The organism is Serratia proteamaculans (genome assembly GCF_946227095.1).
Lineage (GTDB): Bacteria > Pseudomonadota > Gammaproteobacteria > Enterobacterales > Enterobacteriaceae > Serratia > Serratia proteamaculans_E.
This window is the reverse complement of sequence record NZ_CAMISV010000008.1, coordinates 218,701-239,959: the sequence shown is the minus strand read 5'-3', so window position 1 is coordinate 239,959 and position 21,259 is coordinate 218,701. Positions and strand designations below refer to the sequence as shown.

Here is a 21,259-nt window from a genome sequence, read left to right as displayed (position 1 = left end):
TAATATTATGATTAATAAGGGATATATCACTGCCATCAAGCATTCTCTACTCAATAATCTCGACAATCTCCAACCAGCCGTTTTTCCCGCACACTGACCCACCGTTCAGCCAGCGCCGCAGCATGTCCAGCGCCAGCATCGCCACCGACTCCTGCCGCAGACGCAAACCATGACGCGATGCCTGGTAACGCACCGTCTGCCCAATACCGCCTTTCGGCGTATGCAGTACCACGCTCACCTGGTCACCGCTCATGGCACTGACCGCCAGTGCCAGTTGCGCCCCGGTCAGTTCGGCCAGTGAACGAGCACGGGCCAGCGTGGTTTCCAGCGTTTCCACGCAGTGCGACGGCAACAGTTCGCCACCGGCCAACGGAGCACCTTCAGTCTGTAACTGCAGATTGATTAATCCGGCGCTAAACTGTTCGCTCAGCGCCAACTTCAACCCCTGCTGATTCAAGCGTTGCGTCAATACTGCCGGCAGGCCAACAGTCCCCTCAAACAGAGTGTTATCCCCCGCCACCTGACGCACCCGTTCCCAGGCTTGCTCCATCGCGGCTCGCTGGGTCACCGGGCCGGTTAACTTCAGTTCAATGATCGGGCTGGAAGAGCGGTAACCCATCACCACGTCTGGCGGCAGCGGCATGCCGTCCAGCGCAGCGGCCAGATCGCTCTCCGAGGTGCCAAAGGTGGTTAAACGCAGGCACAGTGGGGGGGCCGGTAAGGTAAACCGCTCACGCAGGCGCGGTACGATTTGCTGCTCGACCATCACTTTGAATTCAGAAGGCACGCCAGGGGTGAAAAACATCGTGCACCGGTTCAACTTCAGTGCGAAGCCACAGGCAGTACCCACCGGGTTATCGAGCATCTCGGCATTAGCTGGGATCAGCGCCTGTTTGCGGTTTGAAGCCGCCATCGGTCGGCCACGTTCGGCAAAATAAGCCTCAATACGCGCGATCCACTCAGCATGTTCAACCAGCTCAACGCCACAAGCGGTGGCCGCCGCCAGCGCGCTGAGATCGTCACTGGTCGGCCCCAGGCCCCCGTTAACGATCAACACATCGGCGATATGACTGCGCTCCTGCAATATTTCGATCAAAGAGGAGAGACTGTCCCCCACCGTTTCGCGGCCGCTCATCGGCATACCCTGCTGGAACAGATAGTCTGCCAGCCAGGCGGCGTTGGTATCTATAATTTGCCCGTGCAGCACCTCATCACCGGTGCTGAGCATCTCCACCCTTAACATTGATCTCTCCCACATTTTCTGATCATTCCACTATAGAAGCCCGTAAATAAGTTTTCACTAGGCATTAGCGGATAATTTCTGCCGAAGGCACTTTTTTGCGATATCACGCGGCCTATCAATGTGTAAATATAAGTTAACACTACCCGTAACGCCTGTTTGACACAAAATAATCCATCCACTATCCTGCCGCACATAGCATGGGTTACCTATAATTTTACAAAATCTTTGGCTGGTAGAGAAAAACGTGAAAAATCGCACGCTTGGCAGTGTTTTTATCGTGGCAGGAACCACCATTGGCGCAGGGATGTTGGCGATGCCACTGGCGGCAGCCGGTGTCGGCTTTGGCGTCACGCTGGGTCTGTTGGTCGGACTGTGGTTGTTGATGTGTTATACCGCATTGCTGCTGGTTGAGGTTTATCAGCATGAACAGGCGGATACCGGCCTCGGTACTCTGGCAAAGCGCTACCTTGGCGGCGGGGGCCAATGGCTGACCAGTTTCAGCATGATGTTCCTGATGTATGCCCTGACCGCCGCCTATATCAGCGGTGCCGGTGAATTGCTGGCGGCCAGTATCAGTCAATGGACCTCACAGGATTTCCCCACCACGCTCGGCGTGCTGTTGTTTACACTGGTGGCGGGCGGTGTCGTCTGCATCGGCACTCACTCGGTCGACTTGTTTAACCGTATCCTGTTCAGCGCCAAAGTGGTGTTCCTGATCGTCATGCTGGGCCTGATGTTACCGAATATTCATCAAACCAACCTGATGACCCTACCGCTGGAACAGGGGCTGGCGCTGTCGGCCATCCCGGTGATCTTCACATCGTTTGGCTTCCACGGCAGCGTGCCCAGCATTGTTAACTACATGGGCGGCAATATCCGCAAGCTGCGCTGGGTATTCATTATCGGCAGTGCCATTCCGCTGGTGGCCTATATTTTCTGGCAGTTGGCGACGCTCGGCAGCATCAGTTCCACCACTTTCGTGGGCATTTTGGCGCAGCAAGCCGGCCTGAATGGACTGTTGCAGGCAGTCCGCGACGTTGTGGCGTCTCCACATGTTGAACTGGCGGTGCATCTGTTTGCCGATCTGGCGCTGGCCACTTCGTTCCTTGGCGTAGCACTCGGGCTGTTTGATTTCTTGGCTGATCTGTTTAAGCGCCAGGATAACGTGCGGGGCCGTCTGCAGACCGGGGCCATTACCTTCTTGCCACCGTTGGCCTTCGCCCTGTTCTATCCGCGTGGCTTTGTGTTGGCTCTGGGCTTTGCCGCCATCGCGCTGGCGGTGCTGGCGCTGTTATTGCCGTCACTGCTGGTGTGGAAAACCCGTCAGCAGCATCAGGCGAAATACCGAGTCTGGGGTGGCACACCGGCCTTAGCACTGGTGTTTGTCTGCGGGATAACGGTGATTGCCATTCAGTTGGGCATCGCCAGCGGTATTTTGCCCGCGGTAGGGTAATAGATGGGTCAATAAAACAAAGGGGCCGATTGGCCCCTTTGTTGTTGGTATCAGAAGCTCAGACCCACACCCACATACGGCCCATCGGCCAGGGTATTGTCACGACGTCCGTCCTTTCCTTCCATCTTCATGTAACGGTAACCCACATCCACGCTGAGCGGACGGAAAATATTCCAGCGCAGGCCACCGCTGGCTTCGTTATAGGCTTTCACGCCGCTGGTCAGTGAGTCCGGGGCAAAATAGCCTTCGCCATGCAGGCTGAAGTAACGGTTGATAGCCCAGTCCAGGCCGCCGCCCAACGCCAGTGCGCCACCGCTTTTACCGTCTTTCGGGCTCAGGTACAGCGCCTTGCCACCTACCGTAGCGGTCAACGGCCCAAGCGGCAGACCGAAATTCAACCCAAGGCTGCCGACGTTGCCGTCATGATCGCTACGCGCCCAGTTGCCGGTTAGCCCTAACCCGGTGGTCCCGGTGTCCTGGCCAAAGCCAAGGTTGGTGTAATGCTGCCCGGCCTCGCCCGACAGGCTGAGAGCGCTCGCCGCACCGGTCACGAACAGCATACTTGCTGCGCAGGCCACCAAAGTCTTTTTCATTATCTATCCCTCTTGCTGCTTCATCCATTGCGAATGATATGAGTTAACCCGTAATAATACGGTCACAAGTCTATACCAAAGCACAACCAGTCTTTAAGGGATAAATCCTTAATTAATCAAACAAATGTAAAGTTTTGCAAGCAAAGCTCATCTCTCCTGGGGCAATGGCAACGATAACTCAGACCTATTTGCCGCGAGCGTTCAATAGGTCTACAACTAGTAGTGGCATTGATTGACATCAGGGTAACCATCCCCTGCTGGATTATGATGATGAACGCTTAATTCGCCCGAATCTTCACTCGATTGCAATACGATAAGGAGCAAGTGATGAGCAAGAAAGGACTGACCACCGCAGCCGGCGCACCGGTTGTCGATAATAATAACGTGATCACCGCAGGCAAACGCGGCCCGATGCTGCTACAGGACGTGTGGTTCCTGGAAAAGCTGGCCCATTTCGATCGTGAAGTGATCCCCGAGCGCCGCATGCACGCCAAAGGCTCCGGCGCTTATGGCACTTTCACCGTTACCCACGATATTAGCCAGTACACCCGCGCAAAAATCTTTTCTGAAATCGGCAAGCAAACTGACATGTTCATCCGCTTCTCCACCGTCGCCGGTGAGCGTGGTGCCGCCGACGCCGAACGTGACATTCGTGGTTTCGCCATGAAGTTTTACACCGAGGAAGGCAACTGGGATCTGGTGGGTAACGATACGCCGGTATTCTATCTGCGCGATCCGCTGAAATTCCCGGATCTTAACCACGTGGTCAAACGCGATCCTCGCACCAATCTGCGTAATCCAACCTACAAGTGGGATTTTTTCTCGCTGTCACCGGAAAGCCTGCATCAGCTGACCATTGACTTCAGCGACCGAGGCATTCCGAAGTCCTATCGCCATATGCACGGCTTCGGCAGCCACGCCTTCAGCTTTATCAACGCCAACAACGAACGCTTCTGGGTGAAATTCCACTTCCGCTGCGAACAGGGCATTGAGAACCTGATGGACGATGAAGCGGAAGCGATCATCGCCAAAGATCGTGAAAGCTCACAGCGCGATCTGTATGAAGCCATCGAACGGGGTGATTTCCCACGTTGGAAACTGCAAATCCAGATCATGCCGGAACACGAAGCCTCCCAGACGCCATACAACCCGTTCGATCTGACCAAGGTATGGCCGCACGGTGATTACCCGCTGATTGACGTGGGTTTCTTCGAACTGCACCGCAACCCGGAAAACTACTTCTCCGAAGTTGAACAGGTGGCGATGAACCCGGCTAACGTGGTCCCTGGCGTCAGTTTCTCTCCGGATAAAATGCTGCAAGGTCGTCTGTTCTCTTACGGGGATACGCACCGTTACCGTCTGGGGGTAAACCACCATCAGATCCCGGTGAACAGCCCGAAATGCCCGTTCCACAACTATCACCGTGACGGTGCAATGCGTGTGGATGGCAACAGCGGCAACGGGGCAACCTACGAGCCGAACAGCTTCGGTCTGTTCCAGGAGCAACCGGACTTCAGCGAACCGCCGTTGAGCATTGAAGGGGCGGCTGACCATTGGAATCACCGTGAAGACGATGATTACTACAGCCAGCCACGCGCGCTGTTCAACCTGCTGAGCGCCGAAGAGCATCAGCGCATGTTCACCCGCATCGCCGGTGAGCTGTCGCAGGTGCCGGAGCAAATTCAGCGCCGCCAGGTTGATCTGTTTAGCAAAGTGCACCCGAACTACGGTGCCGGGGTAGCCAAGGTTTTGGGTCTGAAATAACCCGCTCGCTTTATCGTTCAGGCCGCCTTCAGGCGGCCTTTTTTATCGGCCGGAGATCTGCGCCGCCGCCCATTGCTGCAACTGACGGCGTGAGATCTTGATGCCGCCGGCTTTCAACGCATTCGGCATCGCCAACAGCGCCATTGGCCGCTGGAAGTTCACCAGTCGATCTTGCGACCAGGCCAGCAGTTCTTCCAGCGAAAGAGGCTGCTCACTGTCAATTACCGCCACCGGGCGTTGGCCAAACTCGGCGTCGTCCACCGGAACCACCACCACCTGTGAAATCTGCGGGTGGGCTGCCAACACACGCTCAATATCCTCCGGCTGAATGCCTTCTCCACCGCTGAAAAACAGGTTGTCCAGCCGACCGATAATCCGCAGCTCACCCTGCTCCATAACGCCGCGATCGCGGGTATGGAACCAGCCTTGCGGATCAACGAGCGGCAGTAATGCGCCCTGCTGCCAGTATCCCAACGCCAGACTCTGCGCACGGATCCACACTTCTTCATCCACCAGCTTAATTTCCCTGCCGGCCAGTGGCAGGCCGACACCCGGCCGTGCATCGGCGCGCTTGGCGCACACCGTGGAAGCCAGCTCGGTTAACCCATAACCGCACCAGCAGCGGATACCCACGGCCTCCGCCTGCTCGGTCAGCGCAACCGGGATCATCGCGCCCCCCAGCAGCACTTTTTTCAGCGTCAGCCCAGTCCGCGGTTGCGCCAGCAAACGCCAGAGCTGAGTCGGCACCAGCGAGGCATGGGTACAGCCCGCCAGAGCATCCGCCAGCGGGTGCATATCGCGCACCACCAGCGTGGCCCCCGCCGTCAGCCAGCGCCAGACAATGCCCTGCCCGGACACGTGAAACAAGGGTAATGACAGCAGCCAACGATCCCGAGGTTGAAAATCCATCAGCTGCAACACGCCTTCGGCGCTGGCCAGATGCCCGGCAAAACTGTGTGCGGCCGCTTTCGGTCTGCCGCTGGAGCCGGAAGTCAGGGTCAGCGTGGCCAACCGCTGGGCGTCCCAGCGCGGCGGATTCAGCCAGCGGGGTTCGGTAGAAGGAGGCGTTAAGCGGATAACGGTGGCCGGCAAGGTCGGCAACGCGTCTGGGCTAAAGGCAAAATCGATATCCAGCTCGGGCAACATCGTCGCCAGCAGGGTAGCAGGCAGCGCCGGATTCAGAGGCAGCAGTCGCGCACCGCACTGCAACAGCGCCAGGTAGGCCAACAACAGCGGATAACTGTTCTTGCCACACAGCGCAACGCCGCAACCGGGCTCTACCCCCTGATACTGAAAATCCGCCGCCAGCTTATCCACCTGACGCCGTAACACCAACCAACTCACCGGCTGATGACCGACAATCAGCGCCGTCGCCTGCGGACGCCGCTGCGCCCAATATCGCCACGGCCAGTCATTTAACTGCGCCATAAACACTCCAGCGCTTGCTGATCCAGTAGCGGCAGCTTGCTGTCCGGCCAGCGCCGCAGCAGCTGTGCCTGCATCAGATCCAGCGTGTCGAGTCCAGGCACAGTGGTCGGCGTCAGCCAGTGTGCGATGCGCGCCAACTGCGTCAGCCCCAGGCTGGATTCAATGCTGGAACTGATCACCGCCGTCAACCCCACCGCATGGGCCTGTTCCACCAGCGAGCGGCAACGGCTCAGGCTGCCGACCAGCGTCGGCTTAATCACTATCGCTGCCACGCCCGGTTCCGCCTGCACCACAAAATCGGCCTCGCGGACGCTTTCGTCCCAGGCAATGGCAATGCCGGTCACCTTAGCGAAATCCCGCGATTCATCGCGGGTTTTACAAGGTTCTTCAAGGAAAGCAATACGGTCACGCAGCACCGGGTTGACGTATTTAGCGAAACCATCGGCCTTGGCTCGCGTCCAACTGCGGTTGGCATCCAGCCGCAGTCGGAGATCCGGCAGGGCTTCCAACAGCACGTTGACGATCATGCCGTCGCGCACCGCTTCATACAGCCCGACCTTCACCTTGGCGACCTTTTCCCCCGGCAAGGCGGTTAATACCTCGAACAGCTCATCGGGGTCACCGGTGCACAGCGGCGCCTTGCGGTAATCGGCCTGCAGCGGCAGCCGCTGCTCAAGTTCCGCCAACGCACAGCTGATGCCGAACGCCACCGAAGGTAACGGGCTTTCTGCCGGTAATGCCCCGCCTTGCCAGCTTTGAAGCCAGCTCAGTGCGGCCTGTTCGGCCTGCGTCAGTGTTTCCTGGCTGAACTCCGGCAGTGGCGCGATCTCACCCCAGCCCTCCTGTTCACCCTGCTGCAGATGGATCAGCAAGCCATCGCGGGTTTTCAGCCGCTGGTTGCGCAGCACTACGCCAGCGTCCATCGGCAGGCTGTAACGGTAAACAGCCGCGTTACGTCTAGCCGTGTTCATTACGGATTACGCTTGAATTTGCTGAAGTCTGGCTGGCGCTTTTCGTTAAATGCGTTGCGCCCTTCCTGGCCTTCGTCAGTCATGTAGAACAGCATGGTGGCGTTACCCGCCAGTTCCTGCAGACCGGCCTGACCGTCGCAGTCGGCGTTCAGGGCCGCTTTCAGACAGCGCAGCGCCATCGGGCTGTTCTGCAACATTTCACGGCACCAGCGTACGGTTTCTTTTTCCAGCTCCGCCAGCGGTACCACGGTATTGACCAGGCCCATGTCCAACGCCGCAGCAGCGTCATATTGACGGCACAGGAACCAGATCTCGCGGGCTTTCTTCTGACCGACAATACGCGCCATGTAAGAAGCGCCCCAACCGCCGTCGAAAGAACCGACTTTCGGACCGGTTTGGCCGAAAATGGCGTTGTCCGCCGCAATGGTCAGGTCACACATCATATGCAACACGTGGCCACCGCCGATCGAATAGCCGGCGACCATCGCCACAATCGGTTTCGGACAGGTGCGGATCTGACGCTGGAAGTCGAGCACGTTCAGGTGATGTACACCGCTGTCGTCCTGATAGCCGCCGTAGTCGCCACGTACTTTCTGATCGCCACCGGAGCAAAAGGCCTTGTCACCGGCACCGGTGAGGATAATGGTGCCGATCCCGTCGTCATAACGGGCATTGGACAGCGCTTCGATCATCTCTTTTACCGTATGCGGCCGGAACGCATTGCGCACCTGCGGGCGGTTGATGGTGATTTTGGCAATGCCGTCGCTCGACTTGTGATACAGGATATCTTCAAAATCACCGGAGCAATCCTGCCAGTCGATGGCGGCATACAGTTGTTCTTCATTCGGATAGAGCATGTTCTGTTCCTTTAACCAGGGTTAACGAGAAAAGTGCGCAGCTCGGCGGCGAAATCTTGCGGATTGGCCAGGTGCGAGTTATGCCCGGCCTGCGGCACGATGCGTAACGGCAACCCGGCATCGCGCGCCAGCTGTTGAAATTTGTGATCGTCAGCACCGCACAGCACCACCAGCGGCACCGCCAGTTGTTGCAGCTGTGGCGCCAGAGAGGGCTGTCTGCCCAGCGAAGTGGCTTCCAGCATGTCCGCCACGGCCGCGCCGGCATTGTCAGAACGGGCGTCGATCAACGCTTCACGGTGCACCGCACTGAGATTGGCGAACACCGGCTGCTGATACCAGTCTGCCAGCACCTCGGCGAGTGGCTCACGGCGAAAACGTTCGGCCCAGGCGGCATCATGCGCCAACCGCTGCTCGCGCTGTGCGGCATCGGCCAACCCTGGGTTGCCCCCTTCAATAATGATGCCCTGCAAGCCACGGGTTTCACCGTGGCAGGCGTGGTACATAGCAATACGTCCGCCCAGCGAATAGCCCACCAGCCAATAGCGTTCGATACCGTGCATTTGCAGGGTGGCGCTGATCTGCGCGCTGATATCGTCAAAGCTGGTGCAGACAACCGCAACGGAATCCCCGTGGCCGGGCAGGTCGATCGCCAGCGATGGCCACTCCGGACAGCGTGAAGCAATCACTCGCCATTCATTATTATTGCCCAACAGGCCGTGCAGCCAGATCAGCCATGGGCGATCGGCCTCACCCTGTTGCAATACTTTGGTTGCCAGCATCATTGCTCCGCCATCTGTTGCACCAGATGCTGCAGCGTCTGCGCGCCATCACTCGGCGGCACCTGCAGCTCAATCAGCGTGGCACCACTATGGCGCCAGCCCTGTTCCACCGCCTGCAGCAGTTGCCCCCAATTTTCCGGGCAGGCGTAAGCCAGCTGGAACATCGCCGCCGCATGGCTGAATTCGACGTCCTGCGGCATGCAGTAAAACCGCTGCCGATCTTCTTCCGGCGTCGGCAGCAGTGAGAAAATCTGGCCGCCGTTGTTATTCACCACGATCAACACCGTCGGTGCAGAACATTGACGCAGCAACGCCAGCGCGTTCAGGTCATACAGCGCAGAGAGATCCCCCACCACCGCCAGCGTCGGTTTGGCGGTTGCCCGCTGTACGCCTGCCGCCGTGGAGATCAGGCCATCGATACCGCTGGCCCCGCGATTGCTGAATACCGGGTAACCGGCCGGCAAGCGGGTCAATGCATCAATCAACCGCACGATCAGACTGTTGCCGAGGAACAGTTGGCCGTTTTCCGGCAGTAATTCCGGCAGTCGGTGGGCTAACTGCGCCTCACCAAAGCGGTTAACCAAATGGCCGGAGACGGCATCCAGCGCGTTGTCCGCCAGCCGAGTCAACTCATCGGCCCACGGGGAACGCGGTTGCGCCGGGTGCAGTTCAAGCCACTGCGCCACGCTGGCACGAATGCGACGTCCACGATGCTGAGCCGGATCGAGCCGCCCCGGTAAATCGTCGATCAGCCAATACTCCTGCGGCCGACACTGCTCCTGCCACTGCAACAGGCGCTTGCCGGTCAGGCTGCTGCCGAACTGCACCACCAACTGCGCATCGGCCAGCAGCTTTTGCGCCTGTGGCTGAGCCAGCCATAAATCGGCGCAAGGCAGCGGCTGCCCGGTCTGAGACAGTACGTCACCAATCAGCGGCCAACCGAGCAGCTCGGCCCATTGGGCCAGTTGCTCGCCCTCTTCCGCGCTCATGCGCCCCGCCACTATCACGCCACGCTTTTGCCGCCAGAAGAACCAGTCCGGCTGCTTGAGCACCTGGTGCGGATCCATTTCCCGCAGCCAGGGACGACTGTCTTGCCACCAGTCGCCGAGCGTCGCCGACCAGTCGGCATACTGCTGCTCATCACCGCCGTACAGTGGTTCGGCAAACGGGCAATTAATATGCAAAGCGCCGTGCTGAAGACGCGCCATCGCGCTGTCGACGGTGGACACCAGCCAACGGGCAGGAATGTCCGTCGTCGGGCGCGGCAGGTCAATACTCAGCGCCGGGTGGCTGGCATACAGACCATTTTGGCGGATCGCTTGGTTGGCACCGCAGTTGATCAGTTCAGGCGGCCGATCGGCGGTGAGAAACACCAACCGTTCACCGGTCAGCCCGGCTTCGATCAGGGAAGGGTAAAGATTGGCTGCCGCGGTACCGGAAGTGACGATCACCGCCACCGGCTCCCGCGATGCCTTCGCCAGGCCAAGCGCCAGATGGCCCAGCCCGCGTTCATCAAAATGGGTATGGCAGATAAAAGACTTGTTAGCCGCCGCCGCGAGCGTCAACGGCGTGGAGCGTGACCCCGGAGCGATACAGACATGTCGCACTCCATGGCGGGCCAGCGCTTCCAACAGCAACGCCGCCCACCGGCGATTAAAAACACTTGTCGACATAATTCGCTCACAAGTCGGTTAACAGAATCGTCCCATGGCCCCGCCAATCGACGGTGTGCCAAAAATGATGTTCTGCATTATATGAGTAGTTATCTTTACGACTTTTGCGCCAGCGCAAAAACGCCGTATATCCCGGTGACTTTATGATAGACAATCAATTGATTTTGAACAAAAAATAAACATAAAAATCACAAACAGTTTACACTCACCGCGCCATTCTCTCAATGAATCCAGAACAACCGCAGGGAAATTCAGGCCAGGCTTAGGGTTGCAGCAAGCTCAGCAACCCGGCGGCCTTGTTTTCAATTTCCTGCCACTCTGCGGCGGCGTCAGAACCGGCCACGATGCCCGCGCCGGCATACAGCCACAATCCCTGGTCATCGAGCTGCGCGCAGCGCAGGGACACACAAAACTCACTGCGGGAAGAAGACAGGTAACCGGCAGATCCGGCGTACCAGCCACGGTCGAAAGGTTCATGTTGCAGGATAAACTCGCGGGCCGCCTGGCGTGGGAGCCCGGCAACCGCCGCCGTGGGCTGCAAGCGCTGCAGGCAATCGGCATCGTCACCCTGGTTGAGCCGGCCTTCAATACGACGCCGCAGATGCTGCACCTTACGCAAGCGCACCACTTCCGGCGGCAACACATCCACCGCATCGGCTCCCCCCTGCAGACGCTGGCAGATGTCATCCACCACCAGCAGATTCTCATGCTGGTTTTTGCCATCCTGCAACAACCACTGCGCCAGCGCCTGAGCCTGCTGTCGATCGGGGTGATTGACCACGGTGCCCGCCAGCGCCTCCGTCTGCAAATGACGGCCGTTGCGCAGATACAGCCTTTCCGGGCTCGAGCCAAGAAAGGCGCAATCTGCATCAAAGCGCAGCATAAAGTGGTAGCAACGGTGGTTTACACGGCGGCTGGCATCCATCATCGCCGGTGCAGACAGCGGGCAATCCAGCGTCAGTAACGTGCTGCGCGCTAACACCACCTTCTCCATCTGTTGCCGACCTATCGCTTGTAGCGCGTCGTGCAGCATGATTTCCCACCCAGCACTATCCGGTTGATGCTGCACCTGGGTCACCTGCGCCTTTAATGGCGTGATGGGCCTTGCCACCGAGAGTTGCTTCAGCCAGTGGCCGGCTAACGCCGCATCTTCACGCAGCGAGCTGGCAGAAAACAGATTCAGGGTTAATTGTGTTTCACCGTCACGGCTCAGAATTTCCAGCCGTGGCAAAAATAAATGGGCTACACCATCAAAAGCATTCAACCCCCAAACCCGTGCTCCCTCATGCTCCCTGAGAAATGCCTGAGCCTGCTGTGGCTGGCTAAACTGACGCACTGCGCCGCAGACTGCCGCCTCCTCATGCCCATCACGATGACGCCAGTAAAACTGCGGGAATGCCGCTTGCGCCGCCAGCCACTCCAGTAAATTGTCGGCTAACGATGCCGGTACCGGAAGTGAAAGCTGCCGGAAACCGCCCACAGCAGGCAAATGTTGTTCAAGCTGCTGGCGTAACCGCCTCAGCAATCCCGAAAGTTGTTCCACGACCACCTCAATAACCAAGCTTAATGTAGGGAATTATACGGCAAATCAAGACGGGACGGCGGAAAAATAGCGTTGGAGATCAACCTCAGCGACCTTTAATTGTTTATTAAAATTAAACAATTAGCTCAAAAAACGGCCAGTACGCCATTATGCAGCTATACTGAGAAGGCATGTTCCTGCCTGCTGCGAACCCACGCCAAATCTGCCCGGCGCTAAAAACAGGATATTCACGATCTCCCAGCGGTTTCACCGGCTGCCCTTTGGGTCAGATGTAAGGAGCTTTTGTGTGAAAGAAATATTAATCAATTGGTTAAAAAAACAACGCAGAACACCGAAAGTAAAATCTTTACCTGCCCGGCGCGGCAAGGGCGAACCCGAGCCTAGCGGCGGAACGATCAAGGCCGAGCTGTTTTCTGTCGATCAAATGGAACGCTATGGCCAACGTCTGGCGCGTTCCCATAAGCTGGCGACGCGTAAGACTCCCTACTACTTGCTGAAACGACTGGATGATAACGAGCGCATCCTGGCGGAAAGCTGCCATCAACTCAGCAATGGCAAGAAAGCCAGCATGACCCCCGCCGGCGAATGGCTGCTGGATAACTACTATCTGATCGAAGAACAAATCCGCGTCGTACGCCATCATCTGCCGAAAACCTTCGGCCGTGGCCTGCCGCAATTGGGCCCGCCGCATAACTGTCCGCGCATCTATGACGTCGCCTCGGAAGCCATTGCACACGGCGACGGCCGCTGGGATGCCGAGAGCCTCACGCGCTATATTGCTGCCTATCAAAAAGAGGTCAATCTGACGCTGGGGGAACTCTGGGCGCTGCCCGGAATGTTACGCCTGGCGTTGATCGAAAACCTGCGGCGCGTCAGCGTTGAGGTGGCACAGTCGCAGCAGGAACGCAATCTGGCCGACAGTTGGGTGACTAAAATGCTGGAATCGGCGGAAAACGATCCGGCCAATCTGATCGTGGTCATTGCCGACATGGCGCGATCCAATCCCCCGCGGACCAGTGCCTTCGTCGCCGAGCTGGTTCGCCGTCTGCAGGGCCACGGCACCATGCTGGCGTTGCCGCTCACCTGGGTGGAGCAGCGGCTGGCGGAAGTCGGCCTGACCTCCGACGAATTGATCCACCGCTTTAACCAGCAGTTGGCGGTCAGCCAGCTGTCGGTCAGCAACAGCATTTCCGGCCTGCGCCAACTGAGCGAAATGGACTGGGCTGAATTTGTCGAAACCATGAGCCAGGTGGAACAAACCCTGCGTCAGGATCCGGCCGGGGTTTACCCGTTGATGCATTTCACCACCCGTGACAACTACCGCCACGTGATTGAAATGCTGGCGCGGCATTGCCCACACAATGAAGTGCAGGTTGCCCAGCATGTGCTGAATATGGCGCGCATTGCGGCTGAAATTCCCTCCAGCGATCCACGTTGCAACCACATCGGCTATTACCTGATTGACGATGGTCGCCCGGAGCTGGAGCAACAGCTTGATGTGCACCTGGGCCGTATTACCCGGCTGCGCCATGCGTTGAGTCAGGCGCCGCTGCTTTCCTGGCTCGGCAGTCTGAGCCTGATCACCACCGCCTGCTGCGCCGAGCTGCTGCGCCACGCTTACAGCACCGGTATCAGTTGGGGGCTGGCGCTGTTGTTTTTCCCCATGGCGATCGTCATCAGCCAATTCGTGCTAAACCTGCTCAGCGAGGTCACTACCCGCAGTCGCACCCCACAACCGTTGCCGAGGCTCGATTTCTCCTGCGGTATTCCGGCCGAGTTCCGCAGCCTGGTGGTGATACCGACGCTGATTGACAGCAAAAGTGGCGTCGATAAGCTGATCAATGCACTTGAAGTCTGTTACCTGGGCAACGCGATGAAACATCTGCACTTTGCCCTGCTTACCGACTTCAACGATGCCCCGCAACAGCAGCACGCAGACGATGCCGAACTGCTGGCCTATGCCAGCCAACAGATGGAGGCGTTGAACGGACGCTACCCTTGCGAAGGGCCCAGCCATTTTTTCCTGTTTCACCGCAACCGTGAGTGGAACGAAAAACAGGGCGTGTGGATGGGGCTGGAGCGTAAGCGCGGCAAACTGAATGCACTGAACGACTGGCTGCGCAACCGTGGCAACGCCTTCTGCACCCAGATTGGCGACGGGCTGGAAGTGCTGAAAAACGTCAAATACGTCATCACCCTGGACAGCGATACCGTATTGCCGCGTGAAAGCGCCCACCAGTTGATTGCCGCCATGGCTCATCCACTCAATCAGCCTCAGTATGACGCGCGTCAGCAACGGGTGGTGGAAGGTTATGCCATCCTGCAGCCACGCATGGCCGAGGAGATCCCAAGCTATGGTCAGGGCCGTTACGCCGCGCTTTGCAGCAGTACGCCGGGCAACGATCCCTATACGCTGATGGCCTCGGATATTTATCAGGATTTGTTTGGCGAAGGCTCGTTTATCGGTAAGGGAATTTACGACGTAGACGTGTTCTCGCACAGTATGAAGGGAACCTGTCCGCCGAATCTGGTGCTGAGCCACGACCTGCTCGAGGGGTGTTATGCCCGCTCCGGCCTGCTGAGCGACGTGCTGCTGTATGAGCAGTATCCCAGTAATTATCTGGTAGACGTGGCACGACGTTCGCGCTGGATCCGCGGTGACTGGCAACTGCTCAACTGGTTGCTGCCACGGGTGAAAACCGCAGACGGCAGCCGTACCGCCAACCCGCTGAGCACCCTGTCACGCTGGAAATTGTTCGATAACCTGCGTCGCAGCCTGACGGCACCCAGCCTGTTGTTGCTGCTGTTTTGCGGCTTCGTCTGGCTGCCGAATACCCGTTACTGGCTGGGGGTGTTTGCCATTATTCTGCTGCTGCCGACCCTGTTGGCGTTGGTGCAGGACATTGTTCGCAAACCCCCGCGCAGGCCGTTCCTGCAGCACCTGCTGTTGGCGCTGAAAGGCTCATTGCGCCGACTGTCACAGGTCGGACTGCGGCTGGCCACGCTGCCGCATGAAACGCTGTACAGCCTGAAAGCGATTACCGTCACCCTCTGGCGGTTACTTGTCACTCAACGCAACCTGCAGGAGTGGACCAGCTACGATCAATCCAAAGCCCGCCAGCAGGTCACGCTGAAAAACTTCTACCGCGCGATGTGGATCAACCCGCTGACCGGCCTGGTCCTTCTGTTCTTCACCCTGATGCATAACCCAATGGCGCTGTTTATCACTCTGCCACTGGCCGCCCTGTGGATGCTGGCGCCGTTGCTGTTGTGCTATCTCAGCCACGAACCCCAGCGCAGTAAAACCGCCATTAACGATGAACAGCGGCGCTTCCTGCGCCATACCAGCCGCCAGACCTGGGACTTCTTCAATACCTTCGTCAATCAGCAGGAGAACTGGCTGCCGCCGGATAACTATCAGGAAATACCGGAGCCGGTCGTCGCGCACCGCACTTCACCGACCAATATCGGGCTGTCGCTGCTGGCGAACCTCACTGCCTATGACTTTGGTTATCTGACGCTCAGTGAGGCACTGCGGCGTATCGAACTGACGCTCAATACCCTGGACCGCATGGAACACTATCGCGGCCACCTGTACAACTGGTACGACACTCGCACGCTGGAACCTCTGACCCCACGTTATATCTCCAGCGTCGACAGCGGCAACCTGGCCGGTCACCTGCTGACCCTCAGCGCCGGCCTGCCGGCCCTGGCCCACCAACCGGTCATTGACCCGCAACAGATGCTGGCCGGGCTGGGCGACAGTTTGCAGCTGCTGGAGCAACATTGGGGTAACGCTGCGCCGAAAAACCTGCCGAAGTTGCGCAACCACTGGGAGCGAGCGCACCATAGCCACCCCGCCGCCCTGCTGGCGGAGCTGAATGCCATGCGCAATTACAGCAACGGGCTGCAAGAGCCGGCACTGAATCACGATGAAGAAACCCAACGCTGGGCCGGCGCTCTGCATCAGCAGCTCAACGAACTCTGTGCCGAATGGGCGCAGTGGTGCGACTGGCTGAGCGACGGTCTGTCAGAACTGGAACAGGTGCCCAGCCTGCACTGGCTGGCTAACCCACCGGAAACATTGAAGCTGTCGCCGGAGCAGCAGAGCCAGCTAGATGCAGCCAGCGCCCTGGCGCAGGAACGACTGACCCAGTTGTACCGCCTCCAGCAGCGGCTGGAAAAAATGGCGCAGATGGACTTCCACTTCCTGTATGACGAATCGACCCATTTACTGACCGTCGGCTTTAACTGCGATCAAAACCGGATGGACAGCAGTAAATACGATCTGCTGGCATCGGAGATCCGCCTGACCAACTACGTCGCTATCGCCACTAACCAGGTACCGCAGCGCAGTTGGTTTGCGCTTGGCCGCTTGTTCACCGTGATCGACCGTGAACCGGCGCTGATGTCGTGGAGCGGTTCGATGTTTGAATACCTGATGCCGCAGTTGGTGATGCCCGCCTACCCCGATTCGTTGCTGGTGCAAATGTGCCGGGCGGCGGTGGAACGGCAAATTGCCTGGGGCAAGGAACGCGGCGTGCCCTGGGGCATTTCCGAATCCGGCTACTTTGGCTTCGATGCCGATCAGAACTACCAGTATCATGCCTTTGGCGTGCCCGGACTGGGCCTGAGACGCGGGCTGGGTGACGATATGGTGGTCGCACCTTACGCCACGCTGATGGCGTTGATTGTCGATCCGCACGCCGCCTGCAATAACCTGGTCACGTTGGAACAAAACGGCGCCAAAGGCCGCTATGGTTTCTACGAGGCGCTGGATTACACCACTGCCCGCCTGAGCCGCGGCCAGTTGTACGTAATTATTCGTTCTTATATGGCGCACCATCAGGGCATGAGCTTCCTGGCCCTGTCGCACCTGCTGCTGGATGCGCCGATGGTGGCGCGCTTTGCTGACTATCCGGCATTCCAGTCGACACGCCTGCTGCTGCAAGAACGGGTGCCGGATGCGGTTGAGCTGTACAGCACCCGCCGCCACTTCGAAACCCATGAGGGCACCATTACCCCGGCCAGCTTCGCCGCACGCGAATTCAACCGGGTGGACTCGCCGATCCCGGAAGTACAGTTGCTGTCCAACGTCAATTATCACCTGATGCTGACCCAGGCGGGCGGCAGCTACAGCCGCTGGCAGAACCTGGCGCTGACCCGCTGGCGTGAAGATGCCACCTGCGATAACTGGGGCGCTTTCTGCTACCTGCGCGATCCGCAAACCGGCGAGGTATGGAGTAATACCTGGCAACCGATCGGCGGTGCGGCCAAGGGGTACAGCGCCGTATTCAACGATGCCGGCGCCGAGTTCCAGCGCCAGCAGGGCGCGTTGTCGGTCAAAACGCAGATCGTGGTGTCACCGGAGGATGATATCGAGCTACGCCGGGTGACGCTGATCAACCGTGGTAAACAGCCGCGGACTATCGAAGTCACCAGCTATGCGGAAGTGGTGCTGGCACCGGCCGGTAACGATCTGGCTCACCCGGCCTTCAGCAACCTGTTTGTGCAAACCGAGCTGCTGGCGGATCAGGACGCCATTTTGTGCCACCGCCGCCCACGCGAACCGCAAGAGAAATGCCCGTGGTTGCTGCACATGATGACGGTACAGGGCCGCACCAGCCAAACGTCGTTTGAAACCGACCGTGCCAAATTTATCGGCCGTGGTCGTACCCCGGCCAACCCCCAGGCGCTGTATCAAAATACGCCTCTGAGCAACAGCGCCGGTCCGGTGATTGACCCGATCATCGCTATTCGCCAGCGCGTGGTGTTGGAACCGAACGTGCCGCTGACGCTGGATATTTTCTATGGCGTCTGTGAAGACCGCGTCAGCAGCCTGGCGATGCTGGAAAAATACCGCGACCGTCATCTGGCGGACCGCGTGTTTGAACTGGCCTGGTCACACAGCCAGGTGGTGCTGCGTCAATTGAATGCCAACGAGGAAGACGCCAACCTGTTCAATCGCCTGGCCAGCGCGGTGGTGTTCCCGGCGCAGGAAATGCGTGCTGCCAGCAACGAGATTATCCAAAACCGCCGTGGCCAGTCAGGGCTGTGGGGACATTCGATCTCCGGCGATCTGCCTATTGTGCTGCTGACCGTCACCGACGGTGAAAATATCGAGCTGGTGCAGCAACTGATCCAGGCGCACAACTACTGGCGTCTGAAAGGGCTGCAGGTAGATCTGGTGATCCTCAACGAAGACGTCGGCGGCTACCGCCAGGAGCTGCAAAATCAGATCATGAGCCTGATCGCCGCCGGGATGGAATCTACCCAGACCGACAAACCCGGCGGCATCTTCGTGCGCACCAGCGAACATATGTCACCGGATGATCATCGCCTGCTGCTCAGCGTGGCGCGGATTTATCTCGACGATCGCCGCGGTGGACTGACCGAACAGCTCAATCAGCGCCTGCAACTGCCGCAGATCCTGCAGCAACCGCTGTCGCCGGTGACCGCTTCATCGAAACTGGCCACGGTGGACAATTTGCCGCGCAACCTGCATTCGCCGCAGTTGCCCGCCATTGATGCACTGCAGTTCTATAACGGTCTCGGCGGCTTCTCGGAGGATGGTCGTGAATATGTGATTGCGATGAATGAAAGCAAAATCACCCCCGCGCCCTGGTCAAACGTGATAGCCAACCCGATGTTCGGCTCGGTGATCTCGGAAAGCGGTCAGGCGTACACCTGGTACGAAAACGCCCATGAATACCGCCTGACACCGTGGGATAACGATCCGATCTGTGACCGCAGTGGGGAAGCCTTCTATCTGCGTGATGAAGAGAATGGCCATTTCTGGTCGCCCACACCGCTGCCCGCCCGCGGCCGTGGCCACTATCTGACCCGCCACGGTTTCGGCTACAGCGTGTTTGATCACCGCGAAAACGGCATCGACAGCCAGCTCACCGTGCTGGTGGCCAAAGAGGCACCGGTCAAACTGTTCCTGCTGACGCTGACCAACACCTCCGGGCGCACCCGCAAACTGTCTGCCACCGGCTACGTGGAATTTATCCTCGGCGATCTGCGGCAAAAATCCGCCATGCACATCGTCACCCAGGCGGCAACGCCCGAGAGCGGCTGCGGTATCCTGGCCACCAACCATTACGGCAGCAGCGGATCGGAACGCACGGCTTTCTTTGGCGTGACCGGTGTGCACTGTTCGATCAGCGGCGATCGGCGTGAATTTATTGGCCGCAACGGATCGCTAACCAACCCGGCGGTGCTGAAGCTGCGACGGCTGTCTGGCAAGGTAGGCGCAGCCATGGATCCCTGTGGTGCGGTACAGTCGGCCATCAGCCTGATCGACGGCGATCAGCGCAGCTTTGTATTTGCCCTCGGCCTGGGGCAAAACGCCGATGAGGCCCAGGCGCTGCTGCAAAATTACCTGCGGGAAGACAGCCTACAGGATGAACTGCAGCAGGTAGCAGCGCATTGGGACGGCATTCTCAACAAGGTGCAGATCGGCACGCCGCAGCCGGCCGTCGATCTGTTGGCCAACGGCTGGCTGCTGTACCAGACCCTGTCCTGCCGAATTCAGGCGCGCAGCGGTTACTACCAATCCGGCGGTGCCTTTGGCTTCCGCGATCAGCTTCAGGATACGCTGGCATTGACCCACGCCGCCCCTGAGCGCCTGCGAGAACAGATCCTGCTGTGCGCCTCACGCCAGTTTGTCGAAGGCGATGTGCAGCACTGGTGGCACCCACCACAGGGTAATGGGGTGCGCACGCGCTGTTCAGATGACTATCTGTGGCTACCGCTGGCGATTTGTCACTATCTGGACGCCACCGACGATCAAAGCATTCTGGATGAACAGGTAGGTTATCTGGAGGCACGCAAGCTGGCGCCGGGCGAGGAATCGTCCTACGAACAGCCGGCCCTGAGTGCAACGCAGGAAACCCTGTACCAGCACGGCGTGCGAGCGTTGAAACACGGCTTGACCTTCGGTGAACACGGTCTGCCGCTGATGGGCGCCGGTGACTGGAACGATGGCATGAATATGGTGGGCCTGGAGGGCCGCGGTGAGAGCGTGTGGCTTGGTTTCTTCCTGTTCCATATTCTGCAGCGCTACGGCGAACTGGCGCAACGCCGTAACGACGCCGACCTGGCCACGCAGTGTCGTCAACAGGCAGCCACCCTGCGCGATAATCTGCGCGACCACGCCTGGGACGGCGAATGGTATCGCCGGGGCTATTTTGACAGTGGGGAACCGCTGGGATCTCATCAGTCGGCCGAGTGCCGTATCGATGCCATCGCCCAGAGCTGGTCTGTGCTGTCCGGGGCCGGCGATCAGCCACGCAGCCTGCAGGCCATGCAGTCACTAGACAAACACCTGGTCGACGATCAGGCCGGTCTGATTAAATTGCTGACCCCGCCGTTTGACGGCAACGGCCCTAATCCTGGCTATATTCGCGGCTATCTGCCCGGCGTGCGGGAAAATGGCGGCCAGTATACCCACGGCGCCGTATGGGCGGTGATGGCCTTTGCCGAGATGGGCAACATTGAACGCGCCTGGGAATTGATGGCGCTGATCAACCCGATCAACCATAGCCTGGACAGCACTGCCGCCGAGCGCTACAAGGTCGAGCCTTACGTGGTCACCGCCGATATTTACGCGGTGGCACCGCATGTTGGCCGTGGCGGCTGGAGTTGGTATACCGGTTCGGCCGGCTGGATGTACCGGCTGATCCTCGAGTCTCTGCTGGGGCTGAAACGCCATGGCGATCGGCTGACCGTCAACACCCGTCTGCCGGCCGACTGGCCGCAGGTGACGGTTAACTATCGGGAAGGTGGCAGCGAGTATCAGTTGACCGTTCGCCAGGGACAGGGAGATGCGCAGGTGACTGTCGACGGTGAAAAACAGCCGGAGGCCGTGATCACACTGCTGGACGATGGGAAAATCCATCAGGTGGAGGTCACGCTGGGGCAGTAAACGTCAGGGCGCGGCGGTTGCCACGC

General features: G+C 58.9%; 11 protein-coding genes. 3 read left to right on the top strand and 8 right to left on the bottom strand.

From position 1 onward, the window contains the following. Positions 1-46: 46 nt before the first annotated feature. Entirely contained in the window at positions 47-1,243 is a 1,197-nt protein-coding gene (locus OC597_RS17535; RefSeq protein WP_262209766.1) for a nicotinamide mononucleotide deamidase-related protein YfaY, read from the bottom strand. 244 nt (positions 1,244-1,487) lie between these two features. Here OC597_RS17535 and tyrP point away from each other — a divergent pair, with 244 nt between their 5' ends. Next, positions 1,488-2,696, top strand: coding sequence for a tyrosine transporter TyrP (tyrP, locus tag OC597_RS17530; RefSeq protein ID WP_012145991.1), 1,209 nt, complete (start codon positions 1,488-1,490; stop codon positions 2,694-2,696). Between the two features lie 50 nt (positions 2,697-2,746). Here the strand turns inward: tyrP and OC597_RS17525 are convergent, their stop codons facing one another. Beyond that, positions 2,747-3,289, bottom strand: a complete 543-nt coding sequence (locus tag OC597_RS17525) for a YfaZ family outer membrane protein (protein ID WP_085117760.1) — start codon at positions 3,287-3,289, stop codon at positions 2,747-2,749. A gap of 327 nt (positions 3,290-3,616) precedes the next feature. On the opposite strand from OC597_RS17525, the gene katA reads away from it, so the two are divergent. Further along, on the top strand, positions 3,617-5,053 hold the full coding sequence (gene katA, locus OC597_RS17520; RefSeq protein ID WP_261425923.1) for a catalase KatA: 1,437 nt from the start codon (positions 3,617-3,619) through the stop codon (positions 5,051-5,053). 42 nt (positions 5,054-5,095) lie between these two features. On the opposite strand, the gene menE is transcribed toward katA, so the two are convergent. From menE to menF, 6 genes are all read right to left on the bottom strand, one after another. After that, a complete protein-coding gene (gene menE, locus OC597_RS17515) occupies positions 5,096-6,481 on the bottom strand; it encodes an o-succinylbenzoate--CoA ligase (RefSeq protein ID WP_262209764.1) in 1,386 nt (461 codons plus the stop codon). Then, positions 6,469-7,452, bottom strand: coding sequence for an o-succinylbenzoate synthase (gene menC / locus OC597_RS17510; protein WP_262209763.1), 984 nt, complete (start codon positions 7,450-7,452; stop codon positions 6,469-6,471). The genes menE and menC overlap by 13 nt, the downstream gene beginning before the upstream one ends. Beyond that, entirely contained in the window at positions 7,452-8,309 is an 858-nt protein-coding gene (gene menB / locus OC597_RS17505) for a 1,4-dihydroxy-2-naphthoyl-CoA synthase (protein WP_085117730.1), read from the bottom strand. The genes menC and menB overlap by 1 nt, the downstream gene beginning before the upstream one ends. 11 nt (positions 8,310-8,320) lie before the next feature. Then, on the bottom strand, positions 8,321-9,091 hold the full coding sequence (menH, locus tag OC597_RS17500; protein ID WP_261285031.1) for a 2-succinyl-6-hydroxy-2,4-cyclohexadiene-1-carboxylate synthase: 771 nt from the start codon (positions 9,089-9,091) through the stop codon (positions 8,321-8,323). Next, on the bottom strand, positions 9,088-10,761 hold the full coding sequence (gene menD / locus OC597_RS17495; protein WP_262209761.1) for a 2-succinyl-5-enolpyruvyl-6-hydroxy-3-cyclohexene-1-carboxylic-acid synthase: 1,674 nt from the start codon (positions 10,759-10,761) through the stop codon (positions 9,088-9,090). Before menD ends, menH begins: the two co-directional genes overlap by 4 nt. Before the next feature lie 262 nt (positions 10,762-11,023). Beyond that, on the bottom strand, positions 11,024-12,304 hold the full coding sequence (gene menF, locus OC597_RS17490; protein WP_262209759.1) for an isochorismate synthase MenF: 1,281 nt from the start codon (positions 12,302-12,304) through the stop codon (positions 11,024-11,026). Between the two features lie 286 nt (positions 12,305-12,590). Here menF and OC597_RS17485 point away from each other — a divergent pair, with 286 nt between their 5' ends. Next, positions 12,591-21,233, top strand: a complete 8,643-nt coding sequence (locus OC597_RS17485; protein ID WP_262209757.1) for a glycoside hydrolase family 94 protein — start codon at positions 12,591-12,593, stop codon at positions 21,231-21,233. The last annotated feature ends 26 nt before the right edge of the window (positions 21,234-21,259 follow it).